Annotated in this window: 19 protein-coding genes; 10 read left to right on the top strand and 9 right to left on the bottom strand. The window is 45.6% G+C overall.

Going from position 1 to position 20,023, the window contains the following annotated elements; all coding sequences use genetic code 11:
• Positions 1-104: 104 nt before the first annotated feature.
• The 8 genes from PRUTH_RS05345 to PRUTH_RS05310 all read left to right on the top strand — a co-directional run bounded on the left by PRUTH_RS05345 (position 105) and on the right by PRUTH_RS05310 (position 9,003).
• Positions 105-1,397, top strand: coding sequence for a hypothetical protein (locus PRUTH_RS05345; RefSeq protein ID WP_151172764.1), 1,293 nt, complete (start codon positions 105-107; stop codon positions 1,395-1,397).
• Positions 1,398-1,426: 29 nt separating this feature from the next.
• Complete coding sequence (locus PRUTH_RS05340; RefSeq protein ID WP_151172763.1) at positions 1,427-1,942, top strand: hypothetical protein; 516 nt, start codon at positions 1,427-1,429, stop codon at positions 1,940-1,942.
• Between the two features lie 394 nt (positions 1,943-2,336).
• A complete protein-coding gene (locus tag PRUTH_RS05335; RefSeq protein WP_022944208.1) occupies positions 2,337-2,717 on the top strand; it encodes a response regulator in 381 nt (126 codons plus the stop codon).
• Between the two features lie 11 nt (positions 2,718-2,728).
• Complete coding sequence (locus PRUTH_RS05330; protein ID WP_045978794.1) at positions 2,729-3,637, top strand: AAA family ATPase; 909 nt, start codon at positions 2,729-2,731, stop codon at positions 3,635-3,637.
• Between the two features lies 1 nt (position 3,638).
• Positions 3,639-4,616, top strand: a complete 978-nt coding sequence (locus PRUTH_RS05325) for a DUF58 domain-containing protein (protein ID WP_170268892.1) — start codon at positions 3,639-3,641, stop codon at positions 4,614-4,616.
• Positions 4,613-6,553 (top strand): transglutaminase TgpA family protein, encoded by a 1,941-nt coding sequence (locus PRUTH_RS05320; RefSeq protein ID WP_151172761.1) that lies wholly within the window; start codon positions 4,613-4,615, stop codon positions 6,551-6,553. The genes PRUTH_RS05325 and PRUTH_RS05320 overlap by 4 nt, the downstream gene beginning before the upstream one ends.
• A 3-nt stretch (positions 6,554-6,556) precedes the next feature.
• The gene (locus PRUTH_RS05315; protein ID WP_151172760.1) at positions 6,557-7,876 is read left to right on the top strand and encodes a Na+/H+ antiporter family protein; all 1,320 of its coding nucleotides are present in this window, start codon (positions 6,557-6,559) and stop codon (positions 7,874-7,876) included.
• Between the two features lie 44 nt (positions 7,877-7,920).
• A complete protein-coding gene (locus tag PRUTH_RS05310; RefSeq protein ID WP_151172759.1) occupies positions 7,921-9,003 on the top strand; it encodes a beta propeller repeat protein in 1,083 nt (360 codons plus the stop codon).
• 90 nt (positions 9,004-9,093) lie between these two features.
• Here PRUTH_RS05310 and PRUTH_RS05305 read toward each other — a convergent pair whose 3' ends face one another.
• The 3 genes from PRUTH_RS05305 to PRUTH_RS05295 are packed head-to-tail and all read right to left on the bottom strand — an operon-like array spanning position 9,094 to position 11,234.
• A complete protein-coding gene (locus tag PRUTH_RS05305; RefSeq protein ID WP_022944214.1) occupies positions 9,094-9,528 on the bottom strand; it encodes an acyl-CoA thioesterase in 435 nt (144 codons plus the stop codon).
• Positions 9,518-10,378: a M23 family metallopeptidase gene (locus PRUTH_RS05300; protein ID WP_022944215.1), complete on the bottom strand. Its 861-nt coding sequence runs from the start codon at positions 10,376-10,378 to the stop codon at positions 9,518-9,520. Before PRUTH_RS05300 ends, PRUTH_RS05305 begins: the two co-directional genes overlap by 11 nt.
• Positions 10,371-11,234, bottom strand: coding sequence for a 6-carboxytetrahydropterin synthase (locus PRUTH_RS05295; RefSeq protein ID WP_151172758.1), 864 nt, complete (start codon positions 11,232-11,234; stop codon positions 10,371-10,373). Before PRUTH_RS05295 ends, PRUTH_RS05300 begins: the two co-directional genes overlap by 8 nt.
• Before the next feature lie 238 nt (positions 11,235-11,472).
• Between PRUTH_RS05295 and fabA the strand changes: the two genes are divergently transcribed.
• On the top strand, positions 11,473-11,988 hold the full coding sequence (gene fabA / locus PRUTH_RS05290; protein ID WP_026111005.1) for a bifunctional 3-hydroxydecanoyl-ACP dehydratase/trans-2-decenoyl-ACP isomerase: 516 nt from the start codon (positions 11,473-11,475) through the stop codon (positions 11,986-11,988).
• Positions 11,989-12,049: 61 nt separating this feature from the next.
• On the opposite strand, the gene rmf is transcribed toward fabA, so the two are convergent.
• Both rmf and PRUTH_RS05280 read right to left on the bottom strand, forming a co-directional pair.
• Entirely contained in the window at positions 12,050-12,220 is a 171-nt protein-coding gene (rmf, locus tag PRUTH_RS05285; protein ID WP_026111006.1) for a ribosome modulation factor, read from the bottom strand.
• A gap of 455 nt (positions 12,221-12,675) precedes the next feature.
• A complete protein-coding gene (locus PRUTH_RS05280; protein WP_151172757.1) occupies positions 12,676-14,493 on the bottom strand; it encodes a protein kinase domain-containing protein in 1,818 nt (605 codons plus the stop codon).
• 160 nt (positions 14,494-14,653) lie between these two features.
• Here PRUTH_RS05280 and PRUTH_RS05275 point away from each other — a divergent pair, with 160 nt between their 5' ends.
• Positions 14,654-16,387: a hypothetical protein gene (locus PRUTH_RS05275; protein WP_045978802.1), complete on the top strand. Its 1,734-nt coding sequence runs from the start codon at positions 14,654-14,656 to the stop codon at positions 16,385-16,387.
• Positions 16,388-16,438: 51 nt separating this feature from the next.
• On the opposite strand, the gene PRUTH_RS05270 is transcribed toward PRUTH_RS05275, so the two are convergent.
• From PRUTH_RS05270 to PRUTH_RS05255, 4 genes are read right to left on the bottom strand one after another with little or no spacing between them, the layout of a single operon-like run.
• Complete coding sequence (locus tag PRUTH_RS05270; RefSeq protein ID WP_022944548.1) at positions 16,439-17,212, bottom strand: SDR family oxidoreductase; 774 nt, start codon at positions 17,210-17,212, stop codon at positions 16,439-16,441.
• Between the two features lie 2 nt (positions 17,213-17,214).
• Complete coding sequence (gene mmsB / locus PRUTH_RS05265; RefSeq protein WP_045978803.1) at positions 17,215-18,102, bottom strand: 3-hydroxyisobutyrate dehydrogenase; 888 nt, start codon at positions 18,100-18,102, stop codon at positions 17,215-17,217.
• 8 nt (positions 18,103-18,110) lie between these two features.
• On the bottom strand, positions 18,111-19,244 hold the full coding sequence (locus PRUTH_RS05260) for an enoyl-CoA hydratase/isomerase family protein (RefSeq protein ID WP_022944550.1): 1,134 nt from the start codon (positions 19,242-19,244) through the stop codon (positions 18,111-18,113).
• Positions 19,244-20,023, bottom strand: coding sequence for an enoyl-CoA hydratase (locus PRUTH_RS05255; RefSeq protein ID WP_022944551.1), 780 nt, complete (start codon positions 20,021-20,023; stop codon positions 19,244-19,246). Before PRUTH_RS05255 ends, PRUTH_RS05260 begins: the two co-directional genes overlap by 1 nt.

The following is a 20,023-nucleotide window of genomic DNA, read 5'->3' as shown; positions in this document are numbered from 1 at the left end:
ACTTGTTGCGGCTTTTCTTTTAATATACTTATAGTTGCAAGGAAGCGTTTTATAACATCCACCATTGTAACTAAATGAAGTTTTTCCTTATGAGGTTTTTATAATTGAAATTCACTGAAAAAGAAATACAGAATTATATTTGGTCTAAGCGAGATGACTTTTCTGTTCTCCTGCAAGATGGGTGTTGTGAAATTGAAAAACCTTTTTTTCGAGAAGATTTATCTGATCTTAATGCTAATTCTTTAGTTAGACACAGATTGAATAAAAAAATTAAAGCTTTATATTCAAAAATATTTGGCTTGAACCTTTTTGGCTGTGAAGTACCTTTATTGCAGGCAGGTAACTCAACTATTCGGACAGATTTCCTAGCGTCATTTTTGGACGATACGGGAATTGCAGTTCTTGAGTTAAAAAAAAGCTCACAGACTGAAAGACAAGCTTTTACTGAGTTGCTAGCGTACTCTAACCACCTAACAACTATATTTCCTACTATGAGTAGAGACGATATCGTCTATGTTCTTATATCTCCCATGGAAACTCGAATTGCTAGGGATGCCGTTATACAAAGCCTTACCTTTGATAATCGCCAAATAATAGCTCTTGTGCCTGATTTTGAAGATCCGAATGATATAACTACATTAAAATTAAAGCTATGGATGCCGTCTGATTCTGAGCTAGCAGAACTTAGTGCTGTTGCTTTTAACGGTAGTAATTTTAGTGTTTGTAAAATAGTTTGGGAGCATAATGAGGAGTGGTGGAACCCCGATAAGCATGAGAACCCCAGTCCTCATCATATTTACAAATTTAATACTATTGCCTCTCAGGCCTCTCAATTAATGGAAGAGGCTGGCATTCATGGCTTCTCTTATTGCTCACAATTGTGGTCTGAATTTAGCGAGCTTTTACCATATACTAACTCTTTGGTTATCGTAGGCCTGAACCCTTTTGCTGTTGCTCGTTCTCATGAGTCACTTGATTCAGCTACCATGGAGCACTTTTTTCCAAATGGATTAGATCCAGTCAATTCAGAGTACGTTTACGAAAGTCTTGAAACTATATGGAGTTCACAACTATTCCGCATTGGTAGGCGTGTTGTAGAGTCGGCCACGAAAACACTTGATGGTAATGAGGGTCATATCGATCAAACTTTTTTGGACTGGAAGTCTTATCAAGATCAGTTAACAGAAGCAATCTGTAGTAACAATTTTCTCGTTAGACCTACTGGCATGATAAGGGATTTATTCGAGGATGTTAAGGATGCAGATTTTAGTGCGTGTAGGCGAGTTGGCTTAGAAAATCATCCTATACATGCTGATATGCCTTATTTGGGTGTCGATTATCTTTCGTCTCTCAATTATTTTAGACAATTTATAGTAAGAATGTTTAATGCTGATTAGCAGTGTTTGAGCCGGGGTAGCTTTGTAATATGAATAAAAAAGAAAAGGTAGAGAGTTTTAGCTGGGTATTGTCAGACCTTATAGTTGACTTAGGAACTTCTTCAAAGCTGTACTTTGATTGTACAGCCGAGCCAAATCATAATCCTGAGGAAAACAACTATCATTTGGGCCTATTGCGAATGTGCTATATGACTACAGTTATTTCATTATCCAAACTTATTGAGGCTCTTAATGGGTTTGCTAATGAGCTAAAAGAGTGTTGCCCTCTTGAAGTTGTAGATACTACTTGGCAGATAAAGCGTAAGATAGAAAATATGAAAGTTTATGAGTTTCGCAACAAATACGTGGCACATGTATTTGATAAAGAGACTGGAAAGCCTATAGATCTGATTGCTGGTAAAGAAAGGCTATCGGCTATTATTGGAAGTAAAAATGAACACGTTTCAGACTTTTATAAGTGGGTAAATCAGACTTTACTTGATCAACTTCTAAACATTAATGATTCTCTAGACACATATGTAAAAGGGATTTCCTCTAGGAAGTAAGTTATTAGCGCCCTCAGATTAATCATTTTTATTTCTACTTCTATAGCCTGATTTATCTAAACTAAAGTGACAATTTTTCATTGATAAAAACCGTTTTTTTATCAATGAAATCATAAGGGTAGCTTTCACTACCCTTTTAATCGGAATCTAATTTATAGGATGTTGTTATTATGTCCAGATGACTTCCATATAAACCGATACTAAAAGTCCAATACTAGACGGTATCGGACATTTTAGAGTGATTACGGCTTTTAGTATGTTGTGATAAGTGTTGTTCATTTACCAATTTATACAATTTCCTAGTTAGTTACTGCGCTTTAGTCTATGGTTGTATTGAGCAATATGCGCTTATCGCATAGTATTAGTAACCAAACCACGAATAAAAAGACGTATTATGGAGTTTGTTCGCCCTTTGGAGCCGATTCTGATCATTGATGATGATCAGTCCATGCGAAGTTCTTTGACCACCATCCTCACCGAGCTGGGTTACGACCAAGTCGCGGTTGCTACAGATGTCGCAGAGGCCAAACCGCTGTTATCACAACTGGAGCCAGAGGTGATATTTGTGGATATAGCGCTCCCAGACACTGATGGTTGCGACGTCGTCAGTTACCTAAAAGATTTACATCCCCACAGTCGAATTATCCTTTGCGCTGATCATAATTCCCAGGAAAACGTAGAACATAGCTGGGAATTCGGTGCGCAAGAATACATTAGCAAACCATTCAACGCGAATAAGGTTGATATGGTTATGAAGCGTTTAGAACTAAATTAATAAGCCCCCTTATGCAAGAACAATTAAAACAGCTGACCTTAGGCCTAGCTGATGTTATTTATGGCAAAGAACAGCAAATAAAGTTAGCTCTGTGTGCAATGTTAGCGCGCGGCCATTTATTATTAGAAGATCTTCCAGGTATGGGTAAAACAACCCTGTCGCATGGTTTGGCACAAGCCCTGGGGATGAGTTATCAACGTATTCAATTTACCAGTGACTTGTTGCCAGCAGATATTCTGGGTGCGAGCATTTTTAACACTCAAGAGCAGCGCTTTTCGTTTCATAAAGGTCCGGTATTTAGCCAAGTGGTACTCGCCGACGAAATAAACCGCGCGGGCCCTAAAACACAGAGTGCGTTGCTTGAGGCCATGGAAGAAGGCTGTGTCAGTATCGACTCTGAACGATATACGCTCCCTACTCCATTTTTTGTGGTTGCAACGCAGAACCCACAGCATCAATCCGGCACCTTTCCATTGCCAGAGTCACAGCTAGACCGGTTCTTTATGCGCTTAAGCTTAGGATTCCCCCCAGCCGATGCGGAAAAACAACTCATTCGTGGCCATATTCCTCAGCGTGATAAAGCGATTGATGCCATTATCAGTGCCGAGCAGTTACAAGCCATGCAGGCCAATGTTGATAAGGTCACTATAGCCAATACCGTGGTTGATTATATCTTGTCACTCGTGACTCACACCCGTCATGATAAAGATATTAGTCATCCTTTATCTCCTCGTGCCAGCATCGCGCTTGCCCAAGGTGCACGGGCTTGGGCATTTATGGAAGGCCGTGACTTTGTTATGCCAGAAGATGTGCAAGCTGTGTTCGCTAGTATTTGTGAGCATCGTATTAATCCGCATGACGTTTACAGTCAAGGCTCTGTATGCAGTGATATTCTCGCTCGCGTCAAGGTTCCGCTTTAGTATGCTCGCAACAATGCAACAGGGATGGTCGTCCATACGAACGCGAATAGAATCCCTACTGCTGCGTGATAAACACAAAAAAAAGCACCTGACACTGGGTCACAGTACGTTATATGTGCTGCCATCTAAGCTGGGCTTGGGCTTTTTACTTATTGCCGTGTTGAACTTTATCTTGGCCGCCAATTATCAGAATAACCTCGTGCAAGTTGTCTCTTATTTGATGTTGGTGTTGGTATTGATGTCGTTAATTCAGGCCTATACCAACTTAAAGGGCCTCGAGGTCAAATTTAATAATATTAGTGATGTTTTTGCGAACCAAACACCTGTATTGAATATTACTGTATACAATAACTCGCGTACCAGCTATGGCGTTAAACTAACGTGGCAAGGTCAGTGTAAGGAAGTGGAACGCGTTAGCCAAGATGCCCAGGTCGTGCTTGTAAGTGGCCGTAAATGTTCCCGTGGTAAGTATCCAGCAACACGACTCCAGATTTCAACGGGGTTCCCATTTGGCCTCGCTAAAGTATGGAGCTATCTAGAGCCACATGCCCATTACTTTGTTTATCCATCTGCACACGCGCACAATACTGCACTGACCTATGAGGCCAGTGAAAATCAAGGTGAAGTGAACGCGCTTAAGTCGCAGTCAGGAAATGAAGAGTTTTATGCCTTGAATGAATATAAACAGGGCGCTGACTACCGCCGCATTTCTTGGAAACACTTTGCTAAGCGTGAGCAGTTGTTAGTGAAAGAGTTTGTATCTTATCAGGATGCGCAATATATGCTCGACTACGCATCACTACAAGGCAGTGTAGAGCAACGCCTGAGTGCGATGGCCTATTCCATTGAGCAGGCGAAAAGCACCCAAACAAAGCTTGCGCTGCGTATTGGCAGTACTCAGTTTGATGCTGATAACAGCCCCTCCCATTATACTAATGCATTGCGTGCACTGGCTTTATTTAAAAATGGAGAGAAATGATGCTGTCTTTTGTTAGCACGGTGCTCAGTGTCATCTACATCGGTATTTTCACGTTAATAGGCGCAGAACTCCCCTCCTTAATGCTGAGCCTGTTATTGTTACTGTGTCTTTGGAATTTATTGCTGGCAAACAAGTCATTGACTCGCCCAGGTGCACTGGCTACTAACTTATTGGCTGCGGCTTGTTTAGGTGTGCTGTTTGTGTCGGTCAGCTACGATGAAAGTGTCCTACTGTTCGTGTCAATGCTGTTACAGGCAGCAATATTAAAGCTCTTACAAGCGAAAACGCCCAAGCAGCTATCGACTGTCATTGTGCTTACCTTCTTTTCATTATCGACTGTGTTCCTTTATCAACAGTCTTTATATAGCTCAATATTAGTGGCCATATTTTACGTTTGTTTGTTGGCATCTTTAGCCGCCTTACATGGTGCTCGCACGCCCAAACGAGCCTACTTTCAAGCACTTGGCTCGTTCGCTATGGCAATCCCCATCGCTGCGTTATTGTTGTTATTTATTCCCAAAGTGCCTGCATTTTGGAAACTTCCTGGCGCTGGCGGTGCTAAAACAGGCCTTAATGAGCGTATAGACCCGTTCAATATTGCCAATCTGGCGAAGTCCGATGACTTGGTGTTTCGTGCTGAGTTTCCAGGGCAACTTCCTGCGCCCCCCTATTATTGGCGAGCGCTTAATCATGAAGAATTCGACGGCAAAGCATGGATAAAAGCGCAGCGCCCTCCTCGCCCTCGTACAGATATAGACTGGCAGAGCTATAGCGCTCAGGCCACTCTGTACTTAGAAAGCTCCGCAAACCGCTGGCTATATGCATTGCAAGACAGTGTTAGCCCGAGTCAAAAAGTAGAGAATTTACGAGGCGGTTTACTTAAGCGCAAAGAGTCAGCAGCATCGAGCTTTCAATACCCATTGCTTTACCGACCGGTGCAAGCAAGTGTCCTGACTAATTACCAATCACGTCTTAACCGCCTACTGCCAACGGATGGGAATCCGCAGGCAAGAGCGTTAGCCCGGCAGTTGAGTCAAAGTACAAACACGGCAAACCAGTTTGCTAGCCGGCTGATGGGCTTTTATGAACAACAAGGCTTTAGCTACACGTTGACTCCAACACCGATCACCGATGACAACTTCCTTGACGTATTTCTCACCCAAACTAAGCGTGGCTTTTGTGGCCATTATGCCAGTACAAGTGCATTTATAATGCGTGCTGCTGGGATCCCTGCACGTGTGGTATCAGGGTATTTGGGCGGAGAGCAAAGTGAACAGGGTAATTACCTGCGTGTGTATCAGTATGATGCCCACGCCTGGGTTGAGTATTATGATGGCAATCAATGGCAGCGTTTTGATGCAACCAGTGTGGTCGCGCCAGAGCGATTAAATGGCTCGCTCTCTCAGGTTCAAGAATTGCAACAAGAGTTTATGGATAACCTTGATGTCGGCTTATTACAGTTGAGCCATATAGAGGCATTGAACTGGTTGCGATTAACATTGGAAGAGCTCGATTACAGCTGGACAAAGTGGGTGCTTGGTTTTGATCAACAAAAACAAAAAAGCGTGCTTAAAGATTTACTCGGTAACCAAATAGCACAGTACAGCATGGTGTTGGCCCTTTGCGTGGTTGCACTTGTTCTACTTGGGTTATTGTTATTGGGTAGTCGCAAACAACAGCAGTCAATGAGCTTCAGCGCTAAATGGCTGAATAGGCTGTTTTTATATGCAGATAAACAGGCACTGCTTAGCACGCAAAATAGCACACCCAAGCAAAAGCTGGCACAATTAGCAACACACTGCCCCGGCGCGGCAACGCCACTTGCACGTATAGAGCAGCTTTATACATTGGCCGCTTATAAGCAACGCCCGCTTACCAAAGCACAGAAAAAAGACCTTGTAAAACAGGTAAAAAAAGCAATAAAAATAATAGGCTAGAATATGAATTCGGTATTAATTGGCGTCATTTTGATGCTTGCACTCACCCTGTTACGAGTGAACGTAATCGTGGCAATGACTGTCGCAGCTGTAACCAGCGGATTAATCGCTGGACTACCTTTAAAAACTACGGTGGAAGCGTTCAATAATGGCCTCTCAGGCGGCGCTGAAATTGCTCTCAGTTATGCTATGCTCGGCGCCTTTGCAGTGGCTATCTCGAAATCTGGCCTCACCACTTTACTCGCTCGTCGACTATTGAAAATGATGGGGCAAGAGCATATTTCTTCGCGGTTTTTATCTTTTGCGGTGCTTTCAGTGATTCTCTTTTGCTCTTTGGCATCACAAAATCTCATTCCTGTTCATATCGCTTTTATTCCTATACTCATTCCACCGCTGTTAGGTATTACGAATGGCTTAAAGTTAGACCGCCGCGCCCTCGCCTGCACACTCACCTTCGGCTTAGCTACGGCTTATATGGTGTTGCCTTATGGCTTTGGGGGCATTTATTTATACAACATTTTGCATTTAAATTTGGTCGAGAATGGCTTATCAATCGACAAAACCAGCGTTCCTCTAGCTATGGTGATCCCGGCATTGGGCATGGTTTTCGGCTTATGTGTTGCGCTTTTTATCAGTTATCGCAAAAGCCGTAGCTATAACAATATATCGCTCGCCACAGAAGAGACTGAGAATGTAATAGCCCACCCATCAAAGGTCTTAGCCATAGGCACTGTGGCAATCGTGTTGTCACTCGCAGCTCAATTTCTGAGTCAATCGATGATTCTCGGTGGTCTTGTTGGGGTGATTGTGTTTACTGTGTTTGGCATTGTTAAATGGCATGAAAATCAAGATGTGTTCTCCAAAGGAGTGGCGATGATGGCGATGATCGGCTTCATTATGATTTCAGCGCAAGGGTTTGCCGAAGTTATGAAAGCCACCGGTCATGTTGATTCACTCGTTGCCAGTGCCGCAGATATGATTCAAGGCAACAAACCATTAGCGGCGGCGCTTATTCTGTTAGTAGGACTACTCATTACCATGGGGATTGGCAGCTCATTTTCTACAGTTCCAATTATTGCAGCACTTTTCGTTCCTTTGTGTTTGCAACTGGGGTTCTCCCCAATGGCCACGGCTGCATTAGTAGGCACGGCGGGCGCCCTGGGTGATGCAGGTTCACCGGCGTCAGATTCAACACTCGGGCCCACTTCAGGATTGAATGTCGACGGCCAACATGACCACATATGGGATACCGTGGTACCAACCTTCTTACATTTTAATATTCCACTGGTTTTGTTTGGGTGGCTAGCGGCCCTTGTGCTATAAAGGGGACAGATTTTAGCCAATTAGTACCCACACAAGGAGGTGAGATGTTCAAGCAACTAACATTACTCAGTGTTATTTGTGCCACGTTAACTGGCTGCGGCGGCAGCGATAATGCAACTTCAACACCGATAGAGCCAGCCCCTGAACCTGAGCCCACACCTTCAGGTATTACCTTTACAGATGCGGGGCTGTCGGGCGAGCGCATTAATCACCTGGTTCATTTCAACGATGCGATTTATGCCGGGACTGATACCGGCTTATTTAAATCCAACAATGACACGTTTACTCAGTGGCAGAAGGTAGCCACGACCTCAGCCCCTATCAGTGCCATGTGTGCAAACAGCACCGAGCTTTTCTATGCCACTCGTCCAGCCCAACGCTCGACACTGACGAAAGTGTCGATGAACGAAGAGCTAAGTCATATTGAGCATCGTTTTGCCCCAAGCGAAAGTGAACACATCTACGCACTCTATTGCACTGAATCAACCTTATACGGGACCGGGAACCTAGTGCTTTCGGCCTCCTATGATGATGGAGTAAGTTGGCAAGCGCTGGCAGGAGAATATGGGTATGCGGCTACCGGCATGACGGCCTCTATGCACAAAAGTGACAATATGCTGTGGTACGGTGGCCAAGGTGCAATCGAAAACCCAATATTGCGCCGCGTAGATTTAGAGAACCTTGCACAGCAGGAATACCACGACTTGTTTCCTGCCCCGAGCACAATCAAAGCGATTAAGACCACTTCCCAGGGGGAGATTATTATCAGTGGTGAAGGTGGCTTAATGAAAAGTGCCGACCAAGGCGAAACGTGGACACAAATCTACCGAGATGAACAGGTACCCTATCGTTTCTATTTTGATTTTATCTATACAGAAAATACTCACACGCTAATTAGTGCTGGATGGAACAAGAGTCAAAAACGTGCCCCCCAGCCTCTTTATGTCGACGTAAGTGATAATGGTGGCGAGCAATGGCAGCGCTTTCACTATGATAAAAGTGCTGACTATCATGGCGGCGTATTAAGCCTATTGCCACTGAGCAGCGATGAGCAGTCCGTTTCATTGCTATTGGGGTTAGACATGGGCGGCGTTGTGAAAGCCCAATATTACTACCCCCCACACTGATGCTACGGTATGTAAAAACCATATATTGTATGATGTGTTCACTTGTTGGTGAAATAAAGGCCGCGATGCTGCGGCCTAACAAATAAGAATTTATTTAAAACCGTTGAGCATGCGTTCGCACACTACAGGCGTTGGCCTGTGATTGTCATCCACAGCAACAAAGGTAAAGCTGCCACGAATCGCTAAATGTTTGTCATCGCGGTGCATGGTTTCAAGAAATATCTCCACATCCACTTTTAAGCTGGTATTGCCCACATGGACTACGCGAGAAACCAACTCAGCAAATGTGCCCGCCGGTATTGCTTCTTTAAAATCAACACGGTCGGACGAAATAGTCACTAATGGTTTGCGACAAAAACGGGTGGCTGCAATAAATGCCGCTTCATCCATCCATGCCAGTGCATCGCCACCAAATAAGGTATTATGATGGTTGGTACGCCCAGGAAACACGGTTTTAGTCACCGATGTTTCCGAATCTTCTATGCGCTGTGCAACAACGGCTTCTTTATCTAACTTACTGCTCATTCGTATTAACTTCACTCGCTAATGTATCAATCATAAGTAATTGTGGATCCAATCGTTCATTAAACCAATTGAAACGCCAATCTAAATGGGGGCCAGTTACCCGGCCAGTAGCCCCTATTTGCCCTATCACATCGCCGGTTTTCACGGTATCCCCCACATCAACCAACACCTTGTGCATGTGAATATAAGTGGAGGTAATGCCATAACCATGGTCTAAAATAACGGTGCCACCGGAATAATAAAGCTCAGGATGCGCCATCACGACTTCACCACTGATTGGTGCATAGATAGGTGTACCTGTCTTGTTAGCGATGTCGAGACCAAAGTGTGGCCGTTTAGGGGTGCCGTTAAAGTAACGCTGGCTGCCATACACACCGGAGATTCGACCCACTGCAGGACGATATACCGGCTCAAGGAACGCCGTGCGTTCACTGTTGTTAGCACGCGCTTGGCGAACCAGTTTTGCATCGTTACGGATGCGCTCTAAAACCTTTTCAGGTGGGGCGACATATTTACTTGCCACACCTTCTATTTTATCTATTTGATACTCGCGCTCCGCAATGCTGAAATCAAGTTGATGCCATTGCTCATCTTGACTTTGCCACTTTAATTGCTGATCAGTTTGTGCATCACGGCCGAAGCCAAAAACAAAATAGCCATCTTTGCTAAGCTTAAGCTCGCGCTCAGCAAAAACGACCTTTTTAGCATCTTGTAGCTGCCCTATAACCATACCGCCTTGGGTCAACTGACCTTTAATCAATGGGGTCGGCAGCTCTTGGGCTTCGCCCTTAATGGGCGCACACAATGATGCCCCTAGGAGCAAGGCGGTAATTGCCATACGTTTAAGCATAACCAATCGCCCCTTTGCCTACACCTTCATAGGCGCGAACCTCTACTTGCTTATCCGGGTGAGCTTGCTTAATTTGCTTGGCCATATAATCGGCGATACATTCTACTGTGGTATCACAAGGCAGTACCTCAGTACGCTTTGCACTGATTGCCAATTCAAACTCACCTTGATTAGCATGGTAACGGCTACAGATGTCTCCCGGTGCTGCGCTTATATCTTGTAAGTGTGCAGCCTCCACCACATCCTCTTCGCTGACCAAGTAAATATCAGCCCAACGCTGAGCCCACTGCTTTTGCACACTGGGCATGGCCATACCATCTAGCCAAACGCCTAACGTTGAGCGGTGGCCATGAACAATTCGCTGGCAGTTGCCGTCGTGTTTTTTTAGGCCATGAGAATAGTGATAATAAAAGCTCTGATGCTGCTCAGCACGCAACGTCAAAGTAATACCTTTGACGTTCTCTGGCAGCTGAGGAGTAATTTCTGCGACTAAATACTCGGTCACTACTTGCTCATTAATACTCGGTGCGTCAATCAAGCAAACCGCTTGCTTTGGGCCGCTCATAGCGAAATGATGTTCGTTGTTATCGCCAAAGTTACTTTCCAGCGTCACTTTGTCATCGCCCTGAAGGATATCGATATTGGCTTTAGTGGGTACCGCTAGGGTGTGGTCAACACTGCTATCAATAATGCCCTTGATTTGTTTTTTCACTAAACCAAAATCAAGCAACATGGATTCATCGTTTAAATCGCCGTCTAAAGTCAAGTCAACAATCCAACTCTCACCAACCGGGCCGCGCTGGGGGCAAAAAAAGGAGAAATCAATCACGGTTAAGTCGTTGACGAAGAGCGTCATACACTGTCCTTGCATGCAGTTGAGAAGATGTCGCAATTATACAAGGGATGAAGTAAAAATGCTGCCTGAATTTGAATCCTTGGTGATAAATCCAACATTGCTACGTAGCAATAACGAAGCAGTCACACTACAGACACAAAAATGGCGTAAAAATAACATCCTAAAGCACTGTTCAGAGTTGTTTAGCGTACAAGTGTACGCTAAAGTAGCTGGCAAATTTTCGACAATAAAGTGTGTTATGGAACAAAAAAATAGCTACTCCAAAGAAGACTTGGTTTCATGTGGCCAAGGTGAAATGTTCGGCGAAGGTAACTGCCGCTTGCCTATCGATAACATGTTGATGATGGACCGTATCACCTCAATCACTGATGACGGTGGCCAATACGGTAAAGGCGAAATTGTCGCTGAACTCGATATTAACCCCGACCTATGGTTTTTTGATTGTCACTTTAAAGGCGATCCGGTGATGCCCGGCTGCCTTGGCCTCGATGCAATGTGGCAGATCGTTGGCTTTTTCCTTGGTTGGTCTGGCGGCCCTGGCTTAGGGCGCGCCCTAGGTGTAGGTGAAGTAAAATTCACCGGACAAATTTTGCCTACTGCTAAAAAAGTAACTTACCGTGTCCAGATGAAACGCGTGATTAAGCGTAAATTATTCATGGGTATGGCCGATGGCACAGTGGAAGTAGACGGCCGCGTTATTTATGAAGCTAAAGATCTAAAAGTGGGTTTATTCCAAGATACCAGCGCTTTTTAAATGTAGACGCTAGAGACGAAAAACGCCGCGTAATTGCGGCGTTCTTTTATTCGTTTGCTCTTTATACTTTATACATAGAGCGGTCTTCGACGGCTTCACGCCACCCTCCGAGCCATTGTGATCGTGGATCTATTTGTTGGTAGGGGCAATGTTCTTTTGAACGGCCTGCCATGCCTGCTTTATAACCTTGAGAATGTGCACGTTCTAGACGATCACGCTTTTGTCTCTTCATAGGTAAGTCCTCACCATTATAGTTTTGATACGTTGTAGTGAATCGGTCATCTACATTTAATGGATAGTTAATAAAACTGTCACTTGCAATCAACAAATTTAACCTTTGCCTATTGACAAACCCTAACTGGCTGAGCGCGGATTAAATTTAGTTTTGAAAAATTTCAGTGGCCGTACCTCGCGTTCGCCGACCTTTTTATTGGACTATTTTTACGTGGATTTTCGCGCGCGCTAAAATGACCAAACACGCGCTTAACGCTTGTAAATAAAGACAGTGGTTTCGCTAAAAAAGTTCCTGCCCTTAGTTCTAATCTGCCGTCTATTGACCTTAAATTCAACCCTTAATTTGACACAAATTTGCCATAATTTATGTTCATGTATAACGCTAACTCTAAGTTCAACACCAAGCTGGCTTTGTTATGTGCTTAGTCATGCACAGTGCACGTGATTACTGGCTCAATTATGTTTTTTAGGATTTTTTGCCAGGAAGTCTTCGCTCTGCACGGCGCACAATTCGAACTCTCGCGTGTTTTTGTACGGGAGTTTCATAAAGCCCGCAACACCTATGCCGTCAATGGCCATCGCGTATTGCATAATCTCGTCAAGTAGTTGGCTAAACCGCACTTCTTGGCTGGCATCCAATAACCGATAATAATGGTGTATCTTCAAACGTTGGGGCAAAGATTCAAAAATGATGCATCCGGTGTGATGTATTTTATTAAGCTCAAATACGCATTGAATGATTTTCTTGGGAAGCTGTAGTTGCTCATCCGGGTCTTTACCATCTTCAAAATAAGAATGCGGCCTCAGCATCTCAGTACCGGGTATATTAATAACGTCATAATGCAATTGTGGCAGTTGCTCGAACTTAAAGGCGCCGGTGGCATCACGCTCAAGTTGAATTGTTTGTCGGGCATCGAATAGACAACATTTAAACAACCCTTTTTGGGTGATCCCTTGCGCCAACTTCACGGTGTTATCTACCGCATCTTGGAATGAAGGCTCTAATGACTCGTCATACAAGATTAAGCTTGATTCAACAAACAGTGATGACTGCTTCCAGTGAAAACTCAAACCGCCCACAACGGGGTACTTGGCCAAGCGGCTGATCGCTGCCAAAAACGCTTTTTCAGTATCACCGGTATCAAATAAAAATTCTCGGTAATAGCGCTCCAATTGCGCATCATTAACATCAACCAACCGCTGTTGACTGTCTGCCTGACGCAAAAACTGCTTACGCGAGCTGTACACTACCGTATCGGGCAAAGTCGCTACCTGCGCCTTCCAAACTGGGATCAATGCTTTATCTCGAACCAACGGATTATCAGGAACATAGGCGCGGGCCATGGTCGGCATATTACGCATAAAATAGTCGCCGCCGGCGTCGCGCGTTGCCTTGTCTTTACTGAGCATGGCATCAATCACGCGGGCAAATTCTTTGGGTAACCCCAGCGATGCAGCAGGTATCACTTGCGCACCAAAACGACACGACTGCGCTGACGCCAGCGCGTACAACGTTGACGCCACCCCCTGCTCGTCAAAACGCGGAGACGATTGCGCCCCAGACATCTGCTCATCACCAATAAAGTAGACATCCCCCATGCGCGCGTTGGTATTGGTTACATCCGCAGACATTAAGTCCATCACATTTGCGGCAATGGGCTGCCCACTGGCATCCAGCTGCGCATAAACAGAGCTCCCCCAATCAACCAGTGACAAGGTTTTGCTGCGCTCATCCCAGACCAAATTGGAAGGCTTAATATCCCCATGAACAACGGGCATAGGAGTGATCCCACCTCGGTAGTTTCGTAATACGTGTAATAACTGGTGGAGCTGCAGCGCTAAATCGAGAAGTTGCTTGGCAGTAAACTTGCCTTGGCGAATAGACAATTGTTCTAAGTCTTCACCCTCGGCTCGCGCCATCATCAATATGCCTTGCTTTTTTACCCGCTCAAAGGCATAAAATTGCGGGATCATCGGATGATCAAAACGTGAAAGCATATAGGCTTCGTCTTCGAGCCTATCGCGCACTGATTGCGCTAAGGTAATACGAGAGAATTTAAACACCCAGTGTTGTTGCCTATCATCAATACCTGCGAACACAAAACCAAATGCGCCGGAGCCAATTAACTCAACATTTTTATAGCCCAGCATGGTGAGCTGTTTAATGCATATATTCAGCCATTGCTTATGCTTTTTAGCATCGCGATGAGAGAGCAAATAAATAGATTGCTCTTCATTAATATAAAAATTGGTAATTGCCCGTTGCGCCAAGCTTGCCTCTGGGTGTTATCTGCTAACTAATTGCTAAGTTTACGCTTTTTGTTACATATTCGACAACATAAAGCACCACTTTGCGCGCCTAAAATGCTTGTCCTAAAAACGGCAATAACGTATTCTTTTACGCTTTGAACAACAACGAAAGGGAATTCCCATGAAAAAAGTACTAATCGGCGGTGCTGTTGCCGCTGCTGTCGCGGCAGGCCTTTATTATTCAAACCAAGGTGCTGGCGGCGGCGCGAGTATGGCTGAGCTAGATTATGTGCCTGCTGATACTGTCTTTTTTGCTTCACAGTTAAAACCGTTTCCATATAAGCAATACGCACAGTTGTTGCCATCTGACATGATGTCCAGCGGCACAGACGAAGAGCTCACCCAAGCTATCGAACGTGCAAAGGCTCAAGGAAACGTTAACGCTGTATTCTTCTTCGAACTACTAAACCAGTACGAGAGTAGCGTACGCGATGGCAGTTATACGCAAACGTGGGGCATTGGTAATGACCTACGCTACCTAGGGTACGCTATTGGTTTAATGCCGGTAATGCGCGCTGAGCTCGAACAGCCGCAAAACTTTATCAATACGCTGAAAAAAGCAGCCGACAACGCAGGCGTAAGCTACGCTGATGAATCATTGAATTCGCAGTCTTACACCCGTTTTACCCTTGCACTTGATGACAGCAGCTCTGTGGCGATTATCGCTGCGATTAAAGATAACTGGCTAACAGTGACCCTAGATAGTGAATTCAACAATCAAGATGACCTTGCCTTAGCCCTTGCCACTGAAAAAGCGCAAACAAGTTTAAACAGCTCCAATCGTGTTAATGACTACATCAATAAGTATCAGTGGGACGGCAGCTCGATTAGCTACGTTAACTTTGAAGCATTAGCTTCAGCAGCAGTCGCTGACAAACCTTCACGTTTAAGCAGTATGCTTGATGCCATCCTTACGAAAATGGGCCAAGCACAAGCAATGCAAGCTTTGCGCACCCCTGGTTGTAAAGCAGACATTCCAGCTATTGCAGCGAAATGGCCCGCTATCGTCTCTGGCACGTCAAATGTCAAAGTCAGTGACAGCAGCGCCGACTTTGATGCGGATATTGTGATTGAAAGCACGGACAAAGATATTTTGGGCGCGTTACAAACTGTTCGCGGCTTTATTCCAAGTCACGTGACCAATAAAGACGATGGCTTATTTAGCGTCGGTTACGGTATCGATGTGGGTAAACTTGCACCACTTGCTAATACCGTTTGGAGCGCATTTACGCAGGCTGAGTTTACCTGTGAGCCGCTAATGATGGCACAACAGCAAGCGAAACAATCAAACCCAATGGCTATGGCGATGGCCACCGGCATGGCTGCCGGAGTAAAAGGGATCAGCGTTAGCGTACAAAATGTGGTGATGGATTTCAGTGGCTATACCCCACAAGTAAGTGATATTGATGCGTTAGTCACGCTTAGCGCCGATGATCCAACAACTCTCATAAACACCGCAAAAGGGTTAGTGCCGCAGCTAGCACAAATTGAAATCCCTAGTGATGGCACGCCTATTTCGATGAATGAAATTATGCCTGTGCCTGCCAGCGGTAACGTCGATGCTCAACTGGCTATAAACGGTCAACACATCACCGTATACAATGGTGAAAAATCAACAGCGCTCGCTGCTGACATGAGTTCACAAGCAGTGGATGCCAACGGTGTATTAGGTATGAGCCTGCAATTTGCACCGATGATGGACATTGTCCTTGAAGCGGCCGCCAGTACAGGTGAAGAATTGCCACCTGAAATCCACTCGTTGGCTAAGCAAAACATGAAGTTATCATTGACAACAGATATCACCGACAACGGCATTGAGATGAAATCTGAAACCAATATCAGCAAAAGTAAATAACCACTAAAAAGGGCGCTAACAGCGCCCTTTGTTTTATTTAGCTTGCCAATACTACAGGCGAATACCGCCGTCTATCTCGACCACGCGACCGGTAAAGAAATCATTTTCGAAGATGTACTTCGCCGTATGCGCGATTTCTTCTGCTTCACCTAAACGGCCCACCGGCTTCATTTTAACAAGACGCTCTTTCGCTTCAGGCTTCATTGCATCGGTCATTTTAGTGCGGATCACGCCAGGTGCAATGGCACCCACGCGAATACCATAACGACCAAGCTCTTTAGCCCAGCTAGTGGTCATGGCCACTACACCCGCTTTAGCTGCTGAGTAGTTAGTTTGCCCCATGTTTCCGGAACGAGCCACACTGGACATATTAATAATCACCCCGCCCTCGGCGTGCTCCACCATGTGCACGGCGGCTTCGCGCCCGCACAAGAACACCCCGGTCAGGTTAACATCAATGACCGATTGAAATTGGCTTAGTGACATTTTATCGACTACCTTGCCCTCTTTCGCCTTGATAAATAAGCCATCACGCAAGATGCCGGCATTGTTTATCAAGCCGTGGATAGCACCAAAGTCTTTCGCTATAGCAGCGAATGTCTGCTCAACTTCTTGTTCAACGCTGACATTGCAGATATAGCCTTGGATTTTGGCATCGGCGAGCGTGCTATGAGTTTTTAGCTGCGCTATCGCCTCGTCTAATAAAGCGCTGTCCATATCAATCAGCGCCAAATGTGCACCGGCTTTCGCCGCCATAGCGGCCATCGATAATCCCAAACCTTGGGCACCACCGGTGACGACGACTACTTTGTTGTTTAATTCCATAGTTACTTCTTCTCGAATAAATTGAATATAGCACTGAAGTCTTGCGCCCCTGCCCCTTGGTTTTGTAGCAGGGTGTACAAGTTTTTGCTAAGCGCCCCTAAAGGGGTAGCCGAGCCAGAATTCTGCGCGGCTTCCAGTGCTAAGCCCAAATCTTTGGCCATTAAATCGACCATAAAACCGGGCTGATAATTATTGCTTGATGGCGCGTTCTCCAGTACCCCAGGGCAAGGATTGTACAATTCTAACGTCCAGTTTCGCCCCGAGCTATTGACCATGATGTCCGACAGCACTTTGGGGTCTAAGCCGTGATTAATGCCCATTTGCAGAGCTTCACTGGTCCCGGCCATTAAAATACTCAGCAGCATGTTATTGCAGATTTTAGCCACCTGACCGGCGCCAATATCACCAGCATGGAAGATATTTTTACCCATATCTTCCAGGACCGGTTGCACGGCATTAAAGTGAGTCTTAGCGCCACCAACAATAAAGGTCAAGGTACCGGCGCTGGCTCCAGCGACCCCGCCCGAGACGGGCGCATCGACAAAGGCAATGCCCTTATCGGCTAAGGCTTGTCCGACTTCAGTGGCACTGGCCGCATCAATGGTTGAACAGTCAATCACTACGGTGTCACTGGCTAAATGATGGATTAAACCATCGTCTGCCAAGTATAACGACTTAACATGCTTTGCAGCTGGCAACATGGAGATCACAAACTGTGCGCCGTGAGTGACCTCATCAGCGGTTGTACCTGCATGCGCGCCTTCATCGGCAAGCTCGTTGACCACCTGCTTGTTTAAATCAAAGACACTAACCGAGTGGCCGGCCTTAATTAGGTTACGCGCCATAGGCGCACCCATATTACCTAAACCAATAAATCCTATTTTTGCCATGCTGCCTCCTAGACTAGGGTTTCAAGTGGGTGTTCACGCCACTGGCGATTAAAAAAGCGCTCAATTACCGACTCAGGTACCTCTTGCAAACTGGGGTATTGCCACTGCGGACTCATGTCTTTGTCTATCAGCAATGCGCGCACCCCTTCTTGAAACTCACCCACTTCACAGCACGTCACCGACATACCCAGCTCCATTTTGAAGCAGGCTTTGAGTGACAGCCCTTGAGCACGCTTAAGTTGTTCAAATACCAAGTGAGCACTTAGCGGACATCCATGCTTCAGCGTTTTTACGGCTTTAGCTAACCATTTATCATCACTTTCTATACCCGTAAGGTAGTTTACCTTACCCGCTAAATCGCTGTATTCGCTCATACGATTTATGGTGTTCAAATGAGTGCGCAGGCCACCTTTTTCCATGGTTTTTGACTCACCATCAAACTTCTTCAAAAGTTGAGTGAGCTTATCATGATTAAGTGCAGCCACTTTACCCCAACTCTGCTCGCACAAGGTTGCCAGTAAGGCGGTAAACTTGTTGCTATCGATACTGTGATCGGCAAGGGCAGCGAAGCGTGCATCATCGGCATTCATCAGTGCCCCGGTCAGGCCTAAGAACAAGCCAATGTTGTCCGGTGCTTTTTGCAAAAAGTAGCTCGCGCCTACGTCAGGGTACAAGCCAATGGTGATCTCCGGCATCGCAAGCTTTGAGCGCTCAGTGACCACCCGATGACTGGCGCCAGCCATTAGGCCCATACCGCCGCCCATGATAATACCATCACCCCACACAACAATCGGTTTGTTGTAACAGTGGATAGCATAATCAAGACGGTATTCCTCACTGAAAAAGGTTTGCCCATAGTCTGCAGGCTCCCCTGTAGCCATAGCGCTGTGCAAGCTGACGACATCACCACCAGCACAAAACGCTTTATCACCCATCCCTTTAAGAACTACAAAGGCTAATTCATCGTCATCGGCCCAATGCTTCAATTGCTTATCAAGCAAGCGAATCATATTCAAGTTCAGCGCGTTGAGAGCCTTAGGGACATTGAGCGTTGCCAATCCAATTTTAGAGCCGTTGCTACACTGAGCCAGTTCAAAGACAACTTCGGCGTCTTGGTTATTTAACGGGATAAGTTCGTCCATTAGCCATTCACCCACTTCGCTTTACGCTTTTCAAGGAACGCGTTAACGCCCTCGGTTTGGTCCTGGGTGTCGAATAGCTTCACGAATAACTCGCGTTCAAGTGGCAAAGCGCTGCGAATATCGCCATGACGGCCCTGCTGAATAAGAGTTTTACAATAGCTGACCGCGACTGGGCTTTGCTCACCTACCTGCTCAGCGAGGGCAAGAGCTTTATCTAAGCTTTCACCGCTGCCAACGACCTCTTCGATTAAGCCTATGCTATGCGCTTTGTCTGCTTTAATACGCTCACCACACAAAATCATGCGCTTAGCCCAGCCTTCACCAACTAAGAGCGCCAAATTTTGAGTGCCACCAGCACACGGAAGCAGACCCACTTTTGCCTCAGGTAAAGCCATCTGCGCTTGCTCTTCGGCGATGCGAATATCACAGGCTAAGGCCACTTCCAAGCCTCCGCCCATAGCAAAACCATTGATGGCAGCAATAGACACACCACGAAAATCGCTTAAGGTTTCAAAGGCGGCGCCAAATACTTGTGACATTTGTGCAGCAACCCCTTTATCGCCACTGGCAAACACATTTAAATCGGCCCCAGCAGAGAAAAACTTCTCTCCTTCCCCGGTAAGCACCAAGGCAAAAATGTCTTTGTCGGCGTTTAGGGCTTCAACCTGCTCTTTAAGTGCTGTCAGTGTCTCTTTCGTCCACGTATTAGCCGGTGGGTTGCTCATTGTTAAAATGGCGGTGTGGCCACGTTTTTCCAACTTTATTTGTGCTGACGACAT

The organism is Pseudoalteromonas ruthenica (genome assembly GCF_008808095.1).
In the GTDB taxonomy this organism is placed as follows: Bacteria; Pseudomonadota; Gammaproteobacteria; order Enterobacterales; family Alteromonadaceae; genus Pseudoalteromonas; species Pseudoalteromonas ruthenica.
The sequence above is the reverse complement of the archived record's forward strand: the minus strand, read 5'-3'. Positions and strand labels throughout refer to the sequence as shown.

What these genes read in the sequence shown, in the direction of transcription:
- PRUTH_RS05340 (WP_151172763.1), top strand. Translation starts at nt 1,427, where the DNA reads ATGAATAAAAAAGAAAAGGTAGAGAGTTTTAGCTGGGTATTGTCAGAC.
- PRUTH_RS05335 (WP_022944208.1), top strand. Translation starts at nt 2,337, where the DNA reads ATGGAGTTTGTTCGCCCTTTGGAGCCGATTCTGATCATTGATGATGAT.
- PRUTH_RS05330 (WP_045978794.1), top strand. Translation starts at nt 2,729, where the DNA reads ATGCAAGAACAATTAAAACAGCTGACCTTAGGCCTAGCTGATGTTATT.
- PRUTH_RS05325 (WP_170268892.1), top strand. Translation starts at nt 3,639, where the DNA reads ATGCTCGCAACAATGCAACAGGGATGGTCGTCCATACGAACGCGAATA.
- PRUTH_RS05320 (WP_151172761.1), top strand. Translation starts at nt 4,613, where the DNA reads ATGATGCTGTCTTTTGTTAGCACGGTGCTCAGTGTCATCTACATCGGT.
- PRUTH_RS05315 (WP_151172760.1), top strand. Translation starts at nt 6,557, where the DNA reads ATGAATTCGGTATTAATTGGCGTCATTTTGATGCTTGCACTCACCCTG.
- PRUTH_RS05310 (WP_151172759.1), top strand. Translation starts at nt 7,921, where the DNA reads ATGTTCAAGCAACTAACATTACTCAGTGTTATTTGTGCCACGTTAACT.
- PRUTH_RS05305 (WP_022944214.1), bottom strand. Translation starts at nt 9,528, where the DNA reads ATGAGCAGTAAGTTAGATAAAGAAGCCGTTGTTGCACAGCGCATAGAA.
- PRUTH_RS05300 (WP_022944215.1), bottom strand. Translation starts at nt 10,378, where the DNA reads ATGCTTAAACGTATGGCAATTACCGCCTTGCTCCTAGGGGCATCATTG.
- PRUTH_RS05295 (WP_151172758.1), bottom strand. Translation starts at nt 11,234, where the DNA reads ATGACGCTCTTCGTCAACGACTTAACCGTGATTGATTTCTCCTTTTTT.
- fabA (WP_026111005.1), top strand. Translation starts at nt 11,473, where the DNA reads ATGGAACAAAAAAATAGCTACTCCAAAGAAGACTTGGTTTCATGTGGC.
- rmf (WP_026111006.1), bottom strand. Translation starts at nt 12,220, where the DNA reads ATGAAGAGACAAAAGCGTGATCGTCTAGAACGTGCACATTCTCAAGGT.
- PRUTH_RS05275 (WP_045978802.1), top strand. Translation starts at nt 14,654, where the DNA reads ATGAAAAAAGTACTAATCGGCGGTGCTGTTGCCGCTGCTGTCGCGGCA.
- PRUTH_RS05270 (WP_022944548.1), bottom strand. Translation starts at nt 17,212, where the DNA reads ATGGAATTAAACAACAAAGTAGTCGTCGTCACCGGTGGTGCCCAAGGT.
- mmsB (WP_045978803.1), bottom strand. Translation starts at nt 18,102, where the DNA reads ATGGCAAAAATAGGATTTATTGGTTTAGGTAATATGGGTGCGCCTATG.
- PRUTH_RS05260 (WP_022944550.1), bottom strand. Translation starts at nt 19,244, where the DNA reads ATGGACGAACTTATCCCGTTAAATAACCAAGACGCCGAAGTTGTCTTT.
- PRUTH_RS05255 (WP_022944551.1), bottom strand. Translation starts at nt 20,023, where the DNA reads ATGTCGTCAGCACAAATAAAGTTGGAAAAACGTGGCCACACCGCCATT.